This window comes from Trinickia terrae, from assembly GCF_005144415.1.
In the GTDB taxonomy this organism is placed as follows: domain Bacteria; phylum Pseudomonadota; class Gammaproteobacteria; order Burkholderiales; family Burkholderiaceae; genus Trinickia_A; species Trinickia_A terrae.
On the sequence record NZ_SWJE01000002.1, the window covers coordinates 226116 to 244477 of the forward strand.

At 63.6% G+C, this 18362-nt stretch carries 16 protein-coding genes; 7 read left to right on the plus strand and 9 right to left on the minus strand.

Going from position 1 to position 18362, the window contains the following annotated elements:
• Positions 1-1074: 1074 nt before the first annotated feature.
• Entirely contained in the window at positions 1075-1638 is a 564-nt protein-coding gene (locus tag FAZ69_RS04260) for a TetR/AcrR family transcriptional regulator (RefSeq protein ID WP_136892699.1), read from the minus strand.
• 204 nt (positions 1639-1842) lie between these two features.
• Here FAZ69_RS04260 and FAZ69_RS04265 point away from each other — a divergent pair, with 204 nt between their 5' ends.
• Entirely contained in the window at positions 1843-2409 is a 567-nt protein-coding gene (locus FAZ69_RS04265; RefSeq protein ID WP_136892700.1) for a hypothetical protein, read from the plus strand.
• Positions 2410-2648: 239 nt separating this feature from the next.
• Here the strand turns inward: FAZ69_RS04265 and FAZ69_RS04270 are convergent, their stop codons facing one another.
• The 3 genes from FAZ69_RS04270 to FAZ69_RS04280 form a co-directional block, all read right to left on the minus strand.
• Positions 2649-3224: a hypothetical protein gene (locus tag FAZ69_RS04270; RefSeq protein ID WP_136892701.1), complete on the minus strand. Its 576-nt coding sequence runs from the start codon at positions 3222-3224 to the stop codon at positions 2649-2651.
• 328 nt (positions 3225-3552) lie between these two features.
• The gene (locus FAZ69_RS04275; RefSeq protein ID WP_136892702.1) at positions 3553-4113 is read right to left on the minus strand and encodes an SDR family NAD(P)-dependent oxidoreductase; all 561 of its coding nucleotides are present in this window, start codon (positions 4111-4113) and stop codon (positions 3553-3555) included.
• A gap of 47 nt (positions 4114-4160) precedes the next feature.
• Positions 4161-5606: an aldehyde dehydrogenase family protein gene (locus FAZ69_RS04280; protein ID WP_136892703.1), complete on the minus strand. Its 1446-nt coding sequence runs from the start codon at positions 5604-5606 to the stop codon at positions 4161-4163.
• 162 nt (positions 5607-5768) lie between these two features.
• Here FAZ69_RS04280 and FAZ69_RS04285 point away from each other — a divergent pair, with 162 nt between their 5' ends.
• Entirely contained in the window at positions 5769-6656 is an 888-nt protein-coding gene (locus FAZ69_RS04285; RefSeq protein ID WP_136892704.1) for a LysR family transcriptional regulator, read from the plus strand.
• Between the two features lie 141 nt (positions 6657-6797).
• On the opposite strand, the gene katG is transcribed toward FAZ69_RS04285, so the two are convergent.
• Together katG and FAZ69_RS04295 are read right to left on the minus strand one after the other, a co-directional pair.
• Positions 6798-8975 (minus strand): catalase/peroxidase HPI, encoded by a 2178-nt coding sequence (gene katG, locus FAZ69_RS04290; RefSeq protein WP_136892705.1) that lies wholly within the window; start codon positions 8973-8975, stop codon positions 6798-6800.
• 194 nt (positions 8976-9169) lie between these two features.
• Positions 9170-9658, minus strand: a complete 489-nt coding sequence (locus FAZ69_RS04295; RefSeq protein WP_136892706.1) for a cupin domain-containing protein — start codon at positions 9656-9658, stop codon at positions 9170-9172.
• A 95-nt stretch (positions 9659-9753) separates the two neighbouring features.
• Between FAZ69_RS04295 and pdxR the strand changes: the two genes are divergently transcribed.
• Entirely contained in the window at positions 9754-11199 is a 1446-nt protein-coding gene (pdxR, locus tag FAZ69_RS04300; protein ID WP_136892707.1) for a MocR-like pyridoxine biosynthesis transcription factor PdxR, read from the plus strand.
• Between the two features lie 2 nt (positions 11200-11201).
• Here pdxR and FAZ69_RS04305 read toward each other — a convergent pair whose 3' ends face one another.
• The 3 genes from FAZ69_RS04305 to FAZ69_RS04315 form a co-directional block, all read right to left on the minus strand.
• The gene (locus FAZ69_RS04305; RefSeq protein WP_136892708.1) at positions 11202-12593 is read right to left on the minus strand and encodes a pyridoxal phosphate-dependent decarboxylase family protein; all 1392 of its coding nucleotides are present in this window, start codon (positions 12591-12593) and stop codon (positions 11202-11204) included.
• A 121-nt stretch (positions 12594-12714) separates the two neighbouring features.
• Positions 12715-13503, minus strand: coding sequence for an SDR family NAD(P)-dependent oxidoreductase (locus FAZ69_RS04310; RefSeq protein ID WP_136892709.1), 789 nt, complete (start codon positions 13501-13503; stop codon positions 12715-12717).
• A gap of 144 nt (positions 13504-13647) precedes the next feature.
• Positions 13648-14301, minus strand: coding sequence for a PepSY-associated TM helix domain-containing protein (locus FAZ69_RS04315; RefSeq protein WP_240702120.1), 654 nt, complete (start codon positions 14299-14301; stop codon positions 13648-13650).
• Between the two features lie 601 nt (positions 14302-14902).
• Here FAZ69_RS04315 and ribBA point away from each other — a divergent pair.
• The 4 genes from ribBA (at position 14903) to FAZ69_RS04340 (ending at position 18343) form a co-directional block, all read left to right on the plus strand.
• Positions 14903-16063 (plus strand): bifunctional 3,4-dihydroxy-2-butanone-4-phosphate synthase/GTP cyclohydrolase II, encoded by a 1161-nt coding sequence (gene ribBA, locus FAZ69_RS04325; RefSeq protein ID WP_136892711.1) that lies wholly within the window; start codon positions 14903-14905, stop codon positions 16061-16063.
• A 49-nt stretch (positions 16064-16112) separates the two neighbouring features.
• On the plus strand, positions 16113-16625 hold the full coding sequence (gene ribH, locus FAZ69_RS04330; RefSeq protein ID WP_136892712.1) for a 6,7-dimethyl-8-ribityllumazine synthase: 513 nt from the start codon (positions 16113-16115) through the stop codon (positions 16623-16625).
• Positions 16622-17059 carry a transcription antitermination factor NusB gene (gene nusB, locus FAZ69_RS04335; RefSeq protein ID WP_136892713.1) on the plus strand — a complete coding sequence of 146 codons (438 nt, stop codon included), beginning with the start codon at positions 16622-16624 and terminating at the stop codon, positions 17057-17059. The genes ribH and nusB overlap by 4 nt, the downstream gene beginning before the upstream one ends.
• 87 nt (positions 17060-17146) lie before the next feature.
• Positions 17147-18343 (plus strand): pyridoxal phosphate-dependent aminotransferase, encoded by a 1197-nt coding sequence (locus FAZ69_RS04340; RefSeq protein WP_136892714.1) that lies wholly within the window; start codon positions 17147-17149, stop codon positions 18341-18343.
• The last annotated feature ends 19 nt before the right edge of the window (positions 18344-18362 follow it).

Consider the following 18362-nt stretch of genomic DNA (forward strand, 5'->3'; position numbering starts at 1 on the left):
GGGCCAGCCTATCGATGTGAACTCTGATTTGTCGGCATCCAAATTTCCGCACATAGAGTGGGAAACCATGCCATTTTTCAGTCAGAAAATCGGCATTGATCGGATTTTTACGAGAATAGACGGAATGAAAGTGGGAATTTTTTCAGTTTCCGTTCGTTAAGTCGACAATGCCGCCGCCTTAACCGGGCCGTTAGCCCTGTGGATTTCACTTTGTGTGCAAATGCCAGCCGAAGTCATTCCGCTCATCGATATCTCCAATATTGTTGTCATTGAACGAACTTCTGCTCGGGTGAGCAATCCGCCGAACGCACGCCACCATCAGGCATGCGCCAGGTGAATAGTCATACTATAGGAGGAAAATTTAAGAAGTCGAGATTTTTCGCTTCGACGCCGCGCGCCGAAGCTATCGAGTCGGCCTTGGCCTTTTGATCGCGCATTCCGCGCCGCAGTGAAACGAACTCGTAGTAACGGCAATTGGGTCACTGCGGCAGGCGCTTTCGCAAATGCGGCGCATGAGGCCGAGCGAGACGACGGCAAATGAATCGGCCGGAAGCCGGCTCAGGGTGTGCCGGCGGTGGTGATAGATCTGGAAACGGAGGGACCGGGCCTGGGAATTCAGGCGCTGACAAGAGGAAAGTCCAGCCGGAACAACCACTGCGTTAGACAAGCCCTTCTGCCGGGTCGATGCTTGAGGTCATCGATTGCACCTTGTTGGGGTCCTGAGATATCGAGTCGCTTCTGGAAGTCGTCGAATCGAGTCGTGCCTCCGAAGGCCTCGCGTAGGATCATCAGGCTGCCCCAATCGCCGATGACATCAACGGATCGGGCCATGGGACATTCGGCTGAGGCCCAACTTTTTCGCTGCATGGAGCGAACTGCTTCATTGTTCATGCGTGAGGTCGCAGTGCAGCTCGGCTTGCTGGCATAGAGCTGCGCGCGTCACAAAATATATTGCCACTTTGCGATTGCTGAACTGTGCGCAGTTCAGCGCGACGAGCCTATCCCTTCAGTCGCCGCAATCATGCCGGCAACGAAGACCACCCCGATCATCGATAAAAAAGCTCTCACCGTCAGCTACGTTGATGAAAGGGTGCGGGCCTGCGTGATCAACTGCCGCGCTACGGTTTCGAAAGGTTCGAGGCTCCTTTCGGCTCGGCTTAACGCCACGGCACCTTCGACGGAGGCAACCAGCATCACTGCAAAAGCATGCGCCTCCCTACTCGAAACGCCGCCCTCCCGGAAGAGATTGGCCAGTTGATCAATCCAGCTCTGGAACACGCGGGCCGTATACGCCAACTGCTCCTCGGAGTCCGCCGCGACTGTCACAGCCACCACCGCGCAACCGGCCTCGAACTGTGAGCGAGTGAGCACAGTCCGCCAGATTGCGAGGAAGCCTTCGACCACCCTCTCAAGAGAGGCCCCGCTGAGTGAGCTCAGAACATCCGTGAGGACCATTCCCGCTCGGTCAACTGCCGCCTCGATCAGCTCGCGCTTGCCGTTCGGGAAATGGTGATAGAGCGAGCCACGAGGCGCACCCGTGGCCGCAAGCACGTCGGAAAACGAGGCAGCCTGCGGACCGCCGCGCGCAAGCAACCCCATCGCCCCTTCAATCATACGTTCACGAACCTCGCCACTCATAACGCCCTTCTGTCTTTGTGTTGGCCTCAAAAATAGCTATGACGATTGTCATAGCTCCTGCTAATATGACAATCGTCATAGTTTGGAGGACGTCCCATGCGTCATAGCCGAACCATTTTCGTCACTTTACTGCCAGTGGTCCTCGCATTAGTCCTTGGCGTAGCCCATGCGTCCGCCTCCACAACTCCTGAAGGAAAACAATCCATGACAGTTGAAAAGATCAAGCACGCCGTGCTTGGCGATTGGGTCAGCATTGCCCCCGAACTGCGCCCCAGCGCCCTTAAGAATCCAGACGGCACGCTGAAGCCTTTCTATCTGACCCGTGACTTCCGGGCCTTGCCAGACGATCGGTTCGAACTGACGGTCACGAGTACGGTCGACCCCTACGGAAAGACGCCACTGGCGCGCATTTTCATCAGAGGACACATGCTCTGGCGTGGCGATCACCCGATCGCCGTCGGCGCCCAGAAGGTCGATTTCGTCGCCGACGAGGCTTATGAAGTGACGCCGCTCGTGCAGGGCTTTGCCGACCTTTTGAACCAAGTGGCAACCCAGGGCTATGCGAAATGGGAAGCCGGTAACGCCCAAAGTGTATTCGGCAAGACTTTTGCCCCCTTCGGCCTGACGGCCGGAAAAAACTTCATGGAATATGATCTTGTCTACCTGTCCCATGACATGCTGTTCTGGGGCGCGAGGAACATCGATGGGCGGGGTTTCGACACTGAAGAGAACCGGCCAACCAATCTCCAGATTCCGCTCGTCCGCAAATAAGGACAACGATGTGATCGCTGCTCAGAACCGGGATGAGCGCAGCGCAATCGTCGCAGGGGTGAGCAGCGGCCATGGCGGCCCCAAATCGCCGCTCACCACCTTTCAGCACCCTGGCAATGCCGGGGGCGACGTTTCGCGCGACGCCTTCGTCGTCTTGGCCATCGTGGTTGCCAGCAATTTTCGCCCGCCGGATTCTACCTTAACGCCCTGTTGCGACAGAGCCCCATGAGCGACGATCGCTATGAAATAACCGTCGCTCGATCGCCAGCCAACAGTTCCTGCGGGACCTGGCTGAACCCGTACTGCCCGGTCGCGGATTGCAGATCGAACACCCATACGAGATCGAATCGATCGTCCGGCCATTTCTGCGGCACGGGACCGTTCGACAGCGGGATATTGCCGGCAATTGCCGGAATGTCCTCATGCTGCCAGCAGATCAGGACCGCGCCCTGACTGGCGAGCGCGGCCTTCGCAACGTCGGCTTCCTGGCCCTTCGTGTACTTGCCGTTGACGTTGAGAGCAATAGCGAGCCGCTCACTCAGCGGCGTGATCGTCTCGGTCGGCCGCTCGCTCTTCGCGTGCGGCGCGACCACTGCCGCGAACAGGACGTCGGGCTTCGCAAGCTCCGTGCTCTGCAGAGGGCCGCGAGCGGGATCGAAGAGCGCGACCAGTGCGCCGGCGCGTTGCCAGCCGAGCGTGGTCAGGCTTTCCTTGTCCTCTTCCCCATCGGCATTCACGCCATAGGGCTTGCCCTTGTCATCCGGTTTTTCCGCGTGACGGATGATCATGATTTTCTTTGCGGTCGGCGCAGCCATGTCGATCCTCTCCTTCGTTTGAGGTTTTTGCATACCCGAAACGGGTGTCACTCGATACTGGTTCGTCCAGTCATCCAGTGATAGCAATCAAACGAAACGAAAACAACCTGACTCGATGCGCGATTGCATGGCGCTCGACATTCGAGTTCACACTGCGGCGTGGCTGGCCGTGAATCTCGACTTCCTCATTCTGTTGAACTCATTCGGCGAGATAATCCTACTTCTGATCCTCAAGCCCTTTTCGAGGGGATTACCGAACAGCTCGGGCGCAATGCGCAAGCTGTTCTACACGCCGGTCTGCGTGCTCAGCGCAGCATCCCGTACGGGTTCAGGCCGGCACTCTCGTTCTGGTCGGTGCCTCCGTCATCGACCAAAGACGCACCGGATCGCTGGTCCTGGCGGTAGAGGGAATGCTTGCCTCGTGGGTGTCACCGATCAGAAACCAGCGGAGGCCGTTCATGGTCGCAACCCGCGGGGCTCTCGACTTCAACAGGAGAGGAAGCAAAAGATTGGTGAGGGCGAACGGCCCCAGGAAGTTGCTGCCGATCTGCAACTCGAACCCGTCCTTGGTGGTCTCGCGCTTCGGCGGGGTCATGACCCCGGCATTGTTCACCAGCATGTCAAGCGGCCTGCCTTCGTCAAGCAAAGCGTGAGCGAGATTGCGGACGCTGTGAAGGTCTGCGAGATCGAGCGTACGCACCTCGAGTTTCGCGGACGGTACGGACCTGAGCATATCCTGCCTTGCGCTCTCGCCCTTCGAGGGCGTGCGCATCGCCATGATTACGTCGGCGCCAGCGGCGGAAAGACGCTTGGCGACCTCCCTTCCCGTGCCGCTGTTGGCGCCAGTGATGAGGATGCGCCGACCGGACTGATCGGGGACCTGATACATACTGCTCCTCTCCTTGAGTTTGGGGTGTTGCGACTGGCCCCGTGGAGTCAATGGCGTCGACGTCCGGGCTGTCCCGGTTCCATCAACAACGTCTTGGGCTCCAGATACGCGCTCATTCCCCATTTGCCCATTTCGCGCCCGAGCCCCGAATGCTTGAAACCGCCAAACGGTGCGCGCGGCTCATGGGCCAGCGTGTTGACGAGCACACGACCAGAGTCGATCTGGCGCGCCACCTGCCCGCAGCGCTCGAGGTCCTGGCCGAGCACAACAGCACTCAGGCCGTAGCGCGTGTCGTTGGCAATGGCGATCGCATCGGCGTCGTCTTCGTAGGCAATGAGGGTGAGCACGGGGCCGAAGATTTCTTCGCGAGCAATGCGCATCTGGTTGGTGGCATCGGTGAAGATCGTGGGTTTGACGAACCAGCCTGCATGCAAACCATCTGGCCGGCCCTCGCCGCCAGCGAGCAGCCTTGCTCCTTCCTGAATGCCCAGGCGGATGTAGCTCTGCACGCGCTCCCACTGCTTGGCGCTCACCATTGGGCCGATGGCAGTGCCGGCATCGCGCGGGTCGCCGGACTTGATAAGCGAAACCGCCTCCTTCGCAACTTGCTCGAACTCCGCTAGCCGGCGGCGCGGCACGAGGATGCGAGTGCCTGCAATACAAGCTTGGCCGCTGTTGGCGAATCCGGCCTGCAGCACGAGCGGCATGATGCTGGCGAAGTCAGCATCATCCAGCACCACGGTGGGCGACTTGCCACCCAGCTCCAACGTCACGCGCTTCATCGTGGCGGCACCGGTGGATACCAGATGCTGGCCCACCGCGGACGAACCGGTAAACGAGATCTTGGCGACATCAGGATGACGCGCGATCTCTTCACCGACGACATCGCCCCGGCCATTGACGATGTTGAACACCCCATGGGGCAGGTCCGCTTCATGCAGCGCCTGGGCAACGATCTGCGTCTGCATCGCGCTCATCTCGCTCGGTTTGATGACGGCAGTGCAGCCCGCCGCAAGCGCGGTGGCGAGTTTGTTGCAGATGAAGCCTGCATTGCTGTTCCAAGGCGTGATCAGGCCGGCAACGCCCACTGGCGTCAGGATCACGCGCGCGATGCCTGCCTGCTCCTCGAACTCGAAGGCTTCCAGTACGTCGATAGCCTGGACAATGACATCGGCCGGATAGGTCGCCATCCAGCGCCCGCGCTCCGAAGGCGCACCATATTCCCTCACGATGGCTTCCATCAGTTCGTCCTCGCGCGCAGCGATGGCCCGATGCATGCGCTTGAGCGCAGCCACGCGTTCCGCACGAGTGGTGCGCGACCAAGCAGGAAACGCCGCCTTGGCCGCCGCGATCGCGCGCTGCGCATCGCACTCATCTCCAAGCCGAACCTGACCAATGACTTCTTCGGTGCTCGGGTTATGAAGATCGAACCATTCCTGGCCGTGCGGCATGACAAATTCGCCGTTGATGTAGATGTGTTCAATGCGTTGCATATTGGCTCCTTTGAGGGTGATTCGCGGCCCGCAGATCCGCGCAAAGAGCATGACCTCGAGTCGAGATGCAACTAAGTCTAGGGATGGTTTATTGTTCTGATAAGACGCCTTATGGCTGATGACACATCCGGAAAATCAGGACAATCCATGCACCGTACAGGAATGACCGAGCTTGAAGTGATTCTGGCCATCGCGCGACGCAGCAGTTTTCGCGGTGCCGCGCTGGAGCTTGGCATGTCCACCACGGCAGTGAGCAGCGCGGTGGCCGGGCTGGAAGCGCGCTTGAAGGTGCGCCTGTTCAATCGCTCGACGCGCAGCGTCGCACTCACCGATGCGGGACAGCGCTTTGTGGAGCGCATCGCGCCCGCACTCGCCGAAATCCGCAGCGCAGGCGAAGAAGCCAGCACCGGGCCCGATGCTCCCAGCGGCACGCTGCGCATCAATGCGCCGCAGGGCGTGGCATTCCTACTGCTGGAGCCGCTGTTCAGCAAGTACGCGCAGCGCTATCCGCAGGTTCGCATCGACATTGTGAGCGAGTCGCGCTTGATCGACATCGTGGCGGAAGGGTTCGACGCGGGCATCCGCTTGGCCGAATCCGTGCCGCAGGACATGATCGCTGTGCCTCTCTCGCGCGACATCCGCATGCTCGTCGTGGCCACACCCGAGTATCTGAAGCGGCACGGAACACCAAAGCATCCGAGTGATCTGCTCAAGCACCAGAGCATCGGCATGCGCTTGCCCCATGGCGGCATCTATCACTGGGAGCTGGAGCGCAACGGCCAGAAGCTGCAGATGGATTTACCTGTACGCATGGCGCTCAATGAACAACTGGCCATCAAGCAGGCGGTGCTGCTTGGGCTGGGCATCGGCTTCATCTCCGAACGGTTCATCGAGGAAGAACTGAAGTCCGGCGCGCTGACTCCCGTGCTGGTTCCCTGGTGCCAGCCGTTTGGCGGGCTGAGGCTCTACTATTCAGGCCACAGGTTCGTGCCTGCGCGATTGCGTGCATTCATCGACCTGATTCATGAACTGGGTCTGGCCACAAATTGAGGCGAACTCACGCAAGCTGGATTGCGGTAAGGCCCCGCCTTTGGCACACCAGACCGAACAGAAGTAACAGCTAAAAAAACGGCCGGTCTTTCGACCGGCCGCCTTCGCTTCAGCAGCAAACATCCAAAGCCTTACTTCACATCACGCAAGATCGAAGCGATCGAGGTTCATCACCTTGTTCCAGACCGCCACGAAGTCCTGAACGAACTTCGCCTGCGCGTCCGAGCTTCCGTACACTTCAGCCAACGCCCGGAGCTGCGAGTTGGAGCCGAACACGAGATCGACACGCGTGCCGGTCCACTTGAGCTGCCCCGTGGCGCGATCGACACCGTTGAACACGTCCTGGTCGTTCGAGACCGCCTTCCACTCCGTGCCCATGTCGAGCAGGTTGATGAAGAAATCGTTGGTCAACGCTTCCGGCCGCTTCGTGAAGACACCGTGCTGGCTCTTCCCGGCATTGGCATTCAGCACGCGCAGGCCGCCCACGAGCACCGTCATTTCCGGCGCGCTCAGCGTCAGCAGTTGCGCCTTGTCGACCAGCAACGCCTCGGCCGGCACCGTGTACTTGCCCTTGAGGTAATTGCGGAAGCCGTCCGCGACCGGTTCGAGCACGGAGAACGATTCAACGTCGGTCTGATCCTGCGATGCATCCATGCGGCCCGGCGTGAACGGAACCGTCACGGCATGGCCCGCGTTCTTCGCGGCCTGCTCGACGCCTGCGCAACCGGCCAGCACGATCAGGTCGGCAAGCGAAACCTTCTTGCCGCCCGCGGCTGCGCCGTTGAACTCGGCCTGGATGCCTTCCAGCATCTCCAGCACCTTCGCCAGGTGTTGCGGCTGGTTGGCTTCCCAGTCCTTTTGCGGAGCCAGACGGATGCGTGCGCCGTTCGCGCCGCCGCGCATGTCCGAGCCGCGGAACGTCGACGCCGACGCCCACGCCGTCGACACCAGCTCGGCAACCGACAGCCCCGACGCCAGCACCTTGGCCTTGAGCGCCGCGATGTCCAGCGCGTCGATCAGCGGGTGATCAACCTTCGGAATCGGGTCTTGCCAGACCAGCTCTTCGGCCGGCACTTCCGGGCCAAGGTAGCGGGCGAGCGGGCCCATATCGCGGTGCGTGAGCTTGAACCAGGCGCGCGCGAAGGCGTCGGCGAACTGCTCCGGATGCTCGTGGAAACGTCGCGAGATCTTTTCGTAAGCCGGGTCGTAGCGCAGCGAGAGGTCCGTCGTCAGCATCGTCGGCACATGCTTCTTACCCGGAGCGTAGGCGTCCGGAATCGTCTGAGCGGCACCCTTGGCGACCCATTGGTGCGCACCGGCCGGGCTCTTGCTCAGTTCCCATTCGTAGCCGAACAGGTTCTCGAAGAAGTTGTTGCCCCACTTCGTCGGCGTGGTGGTCCAGGTGACCTCCAGGCCGCTCGAGATCGCATCGCTGCCCTTGCCCGAGCCGAAGCTGCTCTTCCAGCCGAAGCCCTGCTCTTCGATGCCCGCCCCTTCGGGCTCGGCGCCCACGTGGGAAGCCGGGCCGGCGCCGTGGGTCTTACCGAAGGTGTGGCCGCCCGCGATGAGCGCAACCGTCTCTTCATCGTTCATCGCCATGCGGCCGAACGTCTCGCGGATATCGCGCGCTGCCGCGACCGGGTCCGGATTGCCGTTCGGGCCTTCCGGATTGACGTAGATGAGGCCCATCTGGACGGCAGCCAACGGATTTTCGAGATCGCGCTCGCCGGTGTAGCGCTTGTCGCCGGCGAGCCACGTGGTTTCGGTGCCCCAGTAGACGTTTTCTTCCGGTTCCCACACGTCCTCGCGCCCGCCCGCGAAGCCGAACGTCTTGAAGCCCATCGACTCCAGCGCGACGTTGCCGGTGAGGATCATCAGATCGGCCCACGAGATCTTCCGGCCATATTTCTGCTTGATCGGCCACAGCAGCCGGCGCGCCTTGTCGAGGTTGACGTTGTCGGGCCAGCTGTTGAGCGGCGCGAAGCGCTGCTGCCCGGCGCCCGCGCCGCCGCGGCCGTCGGCCGTGCGGTACGTGCCGGCGCTGTGCCACGCCATGCGGATGAACAGCGGACCGTAGTGGCCGAAGTCCGCCGGCCACCACTCTTGTGAAACGGTCATGAGCGCCAGGAGATCCTTCTTCACGGCCGCGAGATCGAGGCTCTTGAACTCCTTGGCGTAGTCGAAGTCCTGGCCCATCGGGTCGGACAGGGAGGACTGCTGGTGGAGCACTTTCAGGTTCAGTTGATTGGGCCACCAATCACGGTTCGTCGTGCCACCGCTTGCGGCCTGGTGGAACGGGCATTTCGCTTCATTCGACATCTGCTGCCTCCTCTGTTCGTTTGAACCAACTACTCAACTCGGCGTGGGGGTCCGAGCGCCGTCGAAGAATAATAGTGTTTCTCAAGCGGCGGAGGAAATTGGCTTAATTGATGGCGGCAGTAGAGGAACTGCATCACCCGATTTCCCGCACAGGCCGGATGTGACGCGAGCGTGACATGCAAGCGGTAGCGCGTTTATCGACTCGGCTCCATCAGGTCCGCGATCGGCAAGCCCTGCGCCTCGCAATGGCGGCGGTAGGCATCGAGTTGCGTCTGCGCCGACACGCGCTTGCGCACCGCGCCATCCGCGGCGAGGAACTCGACCTCGCCGTGCACGACGACGAGCACCGTCAGCGGCTTGTCACCCTCCACGCGCCACCAGTCGGTGTTGCCCGGCGGCTCGTAGACGTAATCGCCCGGGCCGATCCGCTCGCCCGTGCACAGCACGCGCTCGCCTTCGAGATTGAATGCGTGAATCTCCCCGGTATGGCGATGCAGCGGCATCACGGCGCCGGGGCTCATCCGCATCAATTCGACGAAGCCTCGCCCCTCGGGCATGAAGCGCAGCGGCTTCCACCACTTGACGGGCGATTCCTGAATCCAGGGCATTGCCATGCCGCCGGCCACGCGCGCCGGCATGTACTCCTGCAGCCACGCGTGGGCATGAGTGTTGGTGTGGTTCATGATCGAGCCTCCGGTTCGAATGGGAAAACGTGTCCCAGCAGCGTCGACTTTACGAGTAGACTGGATTTCTTTTTGATCCAGTTTTTACTAATTCAATGGAACCAGTTTTCGAGTTCCCGCTCGACCTGGAAAAGGGCGGCGGCAAGAGCCGCGCCCACCGGCTGCATCAGCAGCTGCGAGCGGCCATCGTCGCCCGGCGCCTGCCGCCGGGCTCTCCGCTGCCCGCCACACGCCGGGTCGCCGAGGCTTATGGCGTGGCGCGCAACACAGTCGTCGCGGCCTACGATCTGCTCGCTGCGGAAGGCTATGTGATCGCGCGCCCGGGCGCGAAAGCGGTCGTTGCCAATCTCGGCCAGGGGCGGGCCGTCGCGGCTCGCAAGCGGCTGCCCCCTGCGATGCCGTCAGGCGCTGCGGCCCTGCCCGCTTCGCGGCCCGTGGGCATCGATGCGCCCACGCACGGCTTTCACATCGGCGTTCCCGATCACCGCCGCTTTCCGCTCGACGTATGGCGCCGTTTGCTCGCGCGCTCGCTGAAGAGCCATGATGCAAGCGCGTTCGGCTATCAAGCGCCCTATGGCCGTCCGTTGCTGCGCGCGGCCATTGCGCAACACGCGGCGTCCGCGCGCGCCGTGGCCTGCCGCGAAGACGACGTCCTCGTGACCTCGGGCGCGCAGCAGGCATTCGATCTGCTCGCCCGCGTGCTCGTTGCACACGGGCGCACCAAGGTGGCGGTCGAGGAGCCCGGCTATCCGCCGATGCGCCGCGCGCTGCTCGCCGCAGGCGCACAACTCGTGCCGGTGCCGGTCGACGACGAAGGCTTGTGCGTCGACGCGCTCCCCGCCGGCCTACGCGCCGTCTGCGTGACGCCCTCGCATCAATTTCCGACCGGCGTTCCGATGTCGATGGCGCGACGGCACGCGCTGCTCGACTTCGCGCGACGGCACGGCGCAGTCATCATCGAGGACGACTACGACTGCGAGTTCCGCTACGGCAGCCAGCCGCTCGACGCCCTGCAGACGATCGATCTCGACGGCAACGTGATCTACGTCGGCACGTTTTCGAAGAGCCTCTTTCCGTCGCTGCGTCTGGGCTATGTCATCGCGCCGCAGTGGGCGCGCGAGGCGCTGGCCGCCGCCAGGCAATGGGCCGACACGGCCGGCAACGCGCAGCTTCAGGACGCGCTCGCACGCTTCATTCTCGACGGCCATCTCGCGCAGCACGTAAGGCGGATGCGCAAGATCTACGAGGGCCGGCGCGAAGCGTTGCTCGATGGCCTGGATCGATACCTGCGCGACTGGCTCGAACCGCTGCCCGCGCAAGCGGGCATTCACCTTTGCACGCGCTATCGGGATCGCCGGCAGGCGAGCCGGATCCTGTCGAGCGTGCGGCAACACGCGAACGGTGCGCAGCCGGTCAGCGATTTCCTGCTCGCGGCCGGGACGACAACGGCCAGCGGTATTGCGTTCGGTTTCGGTTGCATCGAGGCGGACGAGATCGCACGCGCGTTGAGCAGCGTCGCGCGTGCTTTGCGGCGAGGCTGAAATCAGATCGACGACACCGCGGTTGCAAGCGACTCGAAGACCCGCTCGACATCACGCTCATCCGTGCGCCAATTGGAGAACGCGGCGCGCAATCCCCAAGTCCCGGCGTAGACCGTCGTCGAGACGAACACCTCGCCATGATCGCGCACCGCGCGCATGTAGGCGTTCACGCGCTCCTCGCTCGGCTCTTGCGCAAGCGTGAAGCAGACGACGTTAAGCCGGGTCGGCGCGAGCAGCCTCAAGGCGGGCAGCATGGCGATCCGCTCGCCAAGCTGCTTGGCCATGCGGATATTGCGCTGAACGATCTCCGCGTGCCCCGCCCGTCCGTATGCGGCGAGAGAGAACCACGTCGCGAGTGCGCGCAGCCGGCGCGAGTTCTCCGGCGTCAAGTGAACGAAGTCGGGGTTCTCGCCCGGCATGCCGAGATAGGCGGCGCTGTTCTGAAACACCCGGACCTGCAGATCGCGCCGGCGGCTGAACTGCACCGCGGCGTCGTACGGCACGTTGAGCCACTTGTGCAGGTCGACGCAGATCGAATCCGCTTCGTCGATTCCCGCCGTCAGCTGCGCATGCTCCGGCGACAGCGCCGCAAACGCGCCGAACGCCCCATCGACATGAAGCCAGAAGGAATAGCGCGACTTCAGCGCGGCGATGGCCCGGAGATCGTCGAAATCGACGGTGTTCACAGTGCCGGCGTTCGCGACCACGATGACGGGCTCGCCTTGCAGCCGCTCGAGCGCCGCTTCCAGCGCCGCGAGATCGACGGCTTCGCGCGCGGGCAGCGTCGGAATCTTCTGCACCGACTTGCGCCCGATCCCGAGCATCGACAGCGCCTTGTAGATGCTCGAATGCGGCACGCCCGACAGCACATGAATCTGCGGCAGCGCACCGGCGCCCTCCTCGGCGATGCTGACGCCGCGCTGCTCGCCGAGCCATTCGCGCCCGATCGCGAGACCGGCGAAGTTCGACATCGTCGCGCCGCTCACCATCACGCCGCATTGCGCTTCCGACAATCCAAACAGTTGCCGCAGCTGTGCAACCGTTTCACGTTCGAGATCGGGGGCCGAACTGTCGATGCCGGCGGTCGGGTTCTGATCGTAGACGCTCGTGAGCCAATCGCCGGCAATCGACGCCGGCGTGGCTCCCCCTGTCACGAAACCGAGGTACCGCGGCCCCGCGCTGCCCGAGAAGCCCGGCGCCCAGCGCGTGACGAACGCCTCGAGCGCGCCTTCGAGTCCGGCGCCCTGCTCGGCAAGCGGCGCAGGCGCTGCGGCCTGGGGCGCGAGGGCGGCAGGCCGGCGCGCGACGCCGGCCAGAGTTTCGACAGCATGTTCCAGCGTGCGCGCGAGCAGCGCGTCGATATTCAGGAGATCGTGTGAGAGTTTCGCGTCCATGCGCTTCCATGTGAACAGTCCGGCGGGCGCCCGACTGAATCTGCATCGAGAAGAGAAAGTAACGCGAAGAATATCAGCGACTCGCCACCCTCGCCGAAGCGCCGTTCAGCGCCAAGCAAGGTCAGCCGCGATAGCGCTCGGCCGCATGCTCCTGACCGAAGTTCGGCTGCATCGCGAACCGCGCGGCTTCGAAGGCATCCCACTGCCCGGCGTCGGGCAGCGGCGGGATCGTCACGCGCTCGCGCCGGTCGAAACCGACCAGCGCCGCATCGACAAGCTCATCCACCTCCATGACGCCTTGCATCGCGTTGACGTCGCGGCCCGTGCGCGCCCAGATCTCGGTGCGCGTCGCCGCCGGCAGCACGGCCTGCACGTAGAGCCCTTTCGGCCCGAGCTCCGCTTGCAGCGCCTGCGAATAGGTCAGCACGTAAGCCTTGGTCGCCGCATAGATGCTCGACGGCATCTCGGGAATCAGCGCCATCACCGACGAAATATTGATGATCGATCCCTCGCCTTTCGCGACGAACCGCGGAATCACCGCCGCAGCGAGACGCGTGACAGCCGTCACGTTCAGGCGGATCAGCCGGTCCTGCGCATCGGCGTCGGCATGCAGGAACCCGCCCCCCAGCGAGGCGCCCGCATTGTTGACGAGCAGCCCGATGCTCTCGTCTTCGCGCAGACGCGCTTCGACGCGCAGCGTATCCGCCGCCTCGGCGAGGTCGGCCTGGAGGATGTCGATCGCGACGCCCGTCTGAGCGCGCAGCCGCGCCGCGAGCGCCTCCATGCGGGCGCGATCGCGCGCAACGAGCACGAGGTCGTAGCCGCGGCGCGCGAGACGATCCGCGTAAATCGCGCCGATGCCGGAAGAAGCGCCGGTCACGAGCGCCGTGGTTTTCGCTTGCTTGGTCATAGTGGATCCCGATAGGTGGATTGAACGGGATGTCGTCGGCCCCGCATATAAATGATCGACATCATGAATACAATCATGATTACCATAATCTATAAAGTCAACCGAAAATTCGAGACCGCCATGACCAGGGGCCGTACCCCGCGCTTACATCAAACCGGCGCATACCGCCGCGACAATCGACCCGATCACCAGCACCGCGCCGATCGTCTTGCGGCGGTTCAACTCGGTCCACAGCAATACACCCGTCAAGGACAGCAGGACGATCCCGCCTGCGAGCGTGTCGGCGAGAAGCACCCAGCCGATGCTCAAGCCAGTGCCCTTATGCAGGTTCGTGAGCATCGCGAGGAACGTGTTGTCGTTGCGCTTGATCGACACGTAGCCGTTGCCAACCCAGTATTCGGCGAGCGTGCTTTCGCGCGGCGTCGCGAACGTGATCTGCCAGCGCTCGGGCTGCAATGCGGTGCGATCGCCCCAGGCCACGCGATGCGCCGGCTCCTTTTGCACGCGCCCCGGCGCTGCGCGCAATTGCAGCTGCTGCTTGAGCCATTTCGCCAGTTCGCGCGGCGTTTCGGGCGCGTGCTGCGGCAGCGGGACCTGCAGTGTCGACACATCCGGCTCGCCCGTCGAGATGCGCAGCGGTCCGGCGCGGTGATTGAGCAGAAAGCCCGTTGTGCCGAACAACAGGCCCAGCGCCGCGCCCCATAGCCCTACCCAGCCGTGCACCTTGCGCAGCCATTTGATGAAGGTGGCCCGGCGCGAACGCGCCCGCCTGTCACGTCGTCCGGTTTCATCGAGCAGGACATGCGTCGTTACGGCGGAGTCGGCAGCAAGGTTTTCAGGGGCGTTCACGTTTCACTCCAGAGGCGCAGCAAGTTGTGATAGCAACCGACGAGGCAGCGGCGCGTAGCGTCGAGCCGTCGTTTCCAGCGTTTTTTTCAACCGAGCTTGGCGCAGTGGCTTGCGGCGTGCTCTGGGCTCGGGCAGTAACTAACGGCGAGAGGAATCGCGTAGGCGAGCGCAAGCTCCGCCGCGAGCGGTGTCTTGTTGAGCATTGGAATCCCGAGGGGTGGCTCATGCCGGTCGATGCGGCATGCGGCGCATGCGGCTCGACGACACATGAGCGTTGGCTGGCTGGCCGCTCTTCCGTCGGAACGGGAAAACCGGTAGGCTGGCTCTAGATATAAATGCGAATCGTTATCATTCCATGCATTTTGAATTATTTCAACTTCCGTAAGATATCGATGCCCCGGGACCGGCTTTCTTTGTCGAATTGAAATTTTTTAGTAATTTTTTTGTTGGAAAAATGTGGCAACCAGTCGATCGGCACACGCAGGAAGCAGCGACGCCCGCCTCCCGCGTGGCGTAAAATACGCGCTTTCCCGCTCTTTCCTCCCGATAAATGACGCTCGCCTCCACCCTCGAGATCATCGCCGAACTGAAAGCCGGCCGGATGGTGATCCTGGTCGACGAAGAAGATCGCGAAAACGAGGGCGACCTCGTCCTTGCGGCGGATTTCGTCACGCCGGAAGCGATCAATTTCATGGCGCGCTACGGCCGCGGCCTGATTTGCCTGACGCTCACGCAAGAGCGCTGCAAGCAGCTGAACCTGCCGCTCATGACCTACAAGAACGGCACGCAGTACGGCACGGCGTTCACGGTCAGCATCGAGGCCGCCGAAGGCGTGACGACCGGCATCTCCGCCGCCGACCGCGCCCGCACGATCGCCACGGCCGTCGCGCACGACGCGCGAGCCGAACATATCGTGCAGCCGGGCCACGTGTTCCCGATCATGGCGCAGCCGGGCGGCGTGCTCGTGCGCGCGGGCCACACCGAAGCCGGCTGCGACCTGACGGCGCTCGCCGGCCTCACGCCCGCCGCCGTGATCTGCGAAATCATCAAGGACGACGGCACGATGGCGCGCCTGCCCGACCTGCTCGAATTCGCCGAACAGCATGGGCTCAAGGTCGGCACGATCGCCGACCTGATCCACTACCGCAGCCGCACCGAATCGATCGTCGAGCGCGTCTGCGAGCGCACGATGCACACCGCGCATGGCGCGTTCCGTGCGGTGATGTATCTCGATCAGCCGAGCGGCTCTCCGCACCTCGCGCTGGTGCGCGGCACGCCTTCGCCGGAGCGCGATACGCCGGTGCGCGTGCACGAGCCGCTGTCGATGCTCGACCTGCTCGAAGTGCACACCTCGACGCACTCGTGGACGCTCGACGCCGCGATGAAAGAGATCGCCTCGCGCGATCTCGGCGTGATCGTGATGCTGAACTGCGGCGACTCGAAAGAGCATCTGATCGACGTCTTCAAGGCCTTCGACCAGAAAGACAAAGCCGCCGAGCTCAAGCGCCGCCCCGTCGACTTCAAGACTTACGGCATCGGCGCGCAGATCCTGCGCGAGCTGGGCGTCGGCAAGATGCAGGTGCTGTCCAATCCGCGCCGCCTCGGCAGCATGTCGGGCTACGGGCTCGAAGTGACCGGCTTCATCCCGATGCCGGGGAGCGTTGCCGAGGACTGCGCCTCGCAAGCCGAAGCACCGGCCTCGCGCGCCTGACCCGCATTCCAGCGCACTCGCGCACTCAACCAACAACTACGGACTCTTTATGGAAATCGGACAATACCAACCGAATCTCGACGGCGACGGCCTGCGCGTCGGCATCGTCCAAGCGCGCTTCAACGAGCCGGTGTGCAACGGCCTCGCCGATGCCTGCATCGAAGAGCTCGAACGCCTCGGCGTCACCGGCGAAGACGTGCTGCTAGTCACCGTGCCGGGCGCGCTGGAGATCCCCCTTGCGCTGCAAAAGCTCGCGGAAAGCGGCCAGTTCGACGCGCTGATCGCGCTCGGCGCCGTGATTCGCGGCGAGACCTACCACTTCGAGCTGGTGTCGAACGAGAGCGGCGCGGGCATCACGCGCATCGGCCTCGACTTCGGCATCCCCGTCGCGAACGCCGTGCTCACGACCGACAGCGACGAGCAAGCCGTCGCCCGCATGACCGAGAAAGGCCGGGACGCAGCACGCGTGGCGGTCGAGATGGCGAACCTCACGGTCGCTCTCGAGCAGCTCGGCGGCGGCGACGAAGATGAAGATGAGGACGAAGAAGAGGAACAGGCATGAAGAGCGCTCGCCGACGTTCCCGCGAACTCGCCACGCAGGGGCTGTATCAGTGGCTTTTGTCGGGGGCGAGCTCGGATGAGATCGACGCGCAGCTGCGCGGCGCGCAGGGTTTCGACAAGGCCGACAAGGAGCATCTCGATGCGATCCTGCACGGCGTGATCCGCGATTCGGCCGCGCTGTCGGCCGATCTCGCGCCCTGCCTCGACCGCCCGATCGAACAACTGTCGCCCGTCGAGCGAGCGGTGCTGCTCGTCGCGGCGTTCGAGTTCAAGAATCATCTCGACATTCCGTATCGCGTCGTCATCAACGAGGCGGTCGAGCTCGCGAAGACCTTCGGCGGCGCGGACGGCTACAAGTACGTGAACGGCGTGCTCGACAAGCTGGCTGCGAAGCTGCGCATCGCCGAAACGCAGTCGGGCCGCGGCGGCAACTGAGCGCGGCATTCGTCTCGCGCAAACAGCGGGCGCCGGAAGCGGCGCCCGCTTTCCGTCTGCTGCGGACTATTGGATCTGGAATACAGCATGAACAACGCGTCCGAACCGCTCGTGCGCCTCGCCGCCCGAGTCGACGCCATTGCGCCGTTCTACGTGATGGAGCTCGCGAAAGAAGCCGCGCAGCTCGAGGCCGCGGGGCGCGACATCATCCACATGGGTATCGGCGAGCCCGATTTCACGGCGCCCGAACCCGTGATCGAAGCGGCCGCGAGCGCGCTCAGGCGCGGCGTCACGCAATACACGGGCGCGCTCGGTATCGCGCCGTTGCGCGAAGCGATCGGGGAGCACTACGCGCATACCTATGGGCTTCGAATCGATCCCGCACGCATCGTCGTGACGGCCGGTGCGTCGGCGGCGCTATTGCTCGCCTGCGCAGCGCTCGTCGACCGAGACGACGAGGTGCTCATGCCCGATCCCTCCTATCCGTGCAACCGTCACTTCGTGGCGGCCACCGAAGGCCGCGCGGTGCTCGTCCCGAGCGGCCCCGCCGAGCGCTTCCAGCTCACGGCCGCCGATGTGGAAAGCCGCTGGAGCGAGAAGACGCGCGGCGTGCTGCTCGCGTCGCCGTCGAACCCGACCGGCACGTCGATCGCGCCCGACGAGCTCAAGAAGATCGTCGAGGCCGTGCGCGCACGCGGCGGCTTCACGATCGTCGACGAGATCTACCAGGGGCTCAGCTATGACGCGCGGCCGGTGTCGGCGCTCTCGTTCGGCGACGACGTCGTGACCGTCAACAGCTTCTCGAAGTACTTCAACATGACGGGCTGGCGCCTCGGCTGGCTCGTGGTCCCGACGGCGATGATCGGCGCGTTCGAAAAGCTCGCGCAGAACCTCTTCATCTGCGCGTCGGCGCTGGCCCAGCATGCGGCGCTCGCCTGCTTCGAGCCGGGCACGCTCGCGATCTACGAAGCGCGGCGCCTCGAGTTCAAGCGCCGCCGCGACTACATCGTGCCCGCGCTCAAGTCGCTCGGCTTCGACGTGCCGGTCACGCCCGACGGCGCCTTCTACGTCTACGCAAATTGCTCGGGCGTCGCGCATCCGGCCGCCGGCGACAGCGGCGCGCTCACGAAGGCGATGCTGCACGACGCAGGCGTCGTGCTGGTGCCGGGGATGGATTTCGGCGCCCACGCGCCGCGCGAGTACATCCGCCTCTCCTACGCGACCGCGTATGCGCGGCTCGAAGAGGCCGTCGACCGCCTGCGCACGCTCTTTGCGCGCAGCTAGGGATCCACGGGGGCGCGCC

What these genes read in the sequence shown, in the direction of transcription:
- FAZ69_RS04260 (WP_136892699.1), bottom strand. Translation starts at nt 1,638, where the DNA reads ATGAGTGGCGAGGTTCGTGAACGTATGATTGAAGGGGCGATGGGGTTG.
- FAZ69_RS04265 (WP_136892700.1), top strand. Translation starts at nt 1,843, where the DNA reads ATGACAGTTGAAAAGATCAAGCACGCCGTGCTTGGCGATTGGGTCAGC.
- FAZ69_RS04270 (WP_136892701.1), bottom strand. Translation starts at nt 3,224, where the DNA reads ATGGCTGCGCCGACCGCAAAGAAAATCATGATCATCCGTCACGCGGAA.
- FAZ69_RS04275 (WP_136892702.1), bottom strand. Translation starts at nt 4,113, where the DNA reads ATGTATCAGGTCCCCGATCAGTCCGGTCGGCGCATCCTCATCACTGGC.
- FAZ69_RS04280 (WP_136892703.1), bottom strand. Translation starts at nt 5,606, where the DNA reads ATGCAACGCATTGAACACATCTACATCAACGGCGAATTTGTCATGCCG.
- FAZ69_RS04285 (WP_136892704.1), top strand. Translation starts at nt 5,769, where the DNA reads ATGACCGAGCTTGAAGTGATTCTGGCCATCGCGCGACGCAGCAGTTTT.
- katG (WP_136892705.1), bottom strand. Translation starts at nt 8,975, where the DNA reads ATGTCGAATGAAGCGAAATGCCCGTTCCACCAGGCCGCAAGCGGTGGC.
- FAZ69_RS04295 (WP_136892706.1), bottom strand. Translation starts at nt 9,658, where the DNA reads ATGAACCACACCAACACTCATGCCCACGCGTGGCTGCAGGAGTACATG.
- pdxR (WP_136892707.1), top strand. Translation starts at nt 9,754, where the DNA reads ATGGAACCAGTTTTCGAGTTCCCGCTCGACCTGGAAAAGGGCGGCGGC.
- FAZ69_RS04305 (WP_136892708.1), bottom strand. Translation starts at nt 12,593, where the DNA reads ATGGACGCGAAACTCTCACACGATCTCCTGAATATCGACGCGCTGCTC.
- FAZ69_RS04310 (WP_136892709.1), bottom strand. Translation starts at nt 13,503, where the DNA reads ATGACCAAGCAAGCGAAAACCACGGCGCTCGTGACCGGCGCTTCTTCC.
- ribBA (WP_136892711.1), top strand. Translation starts at nt 14,903, where the DNA reads ATGACGCTCGCCTCCACCCTCGAGATCATCGCCGAACTGAAAGCCGGC.
- ribH (WP_136892712.1), top strand. Translation starts at nt 16,113, where the DNA reads ATGGAAATCGGACAATACCAACCGAATCTCGACGGCGACGGCCTGCGC.
- nusB (WP_136892713.1), top strand. Translation starts at nt 16,622, where the DNA reads ATGAAGAGCGCTCGCCGACGTTCCCGCGAACTCGCCACGCAGGGGCTG.
- FAZ69_RS04340 (WP_136892714.1), top strand. Translation starts at nt 17,147, where the DNA reads ATGAACAACGCGTCCGAACCGCTCGTGCGCCTCGCCGCCCGAGTCGAC.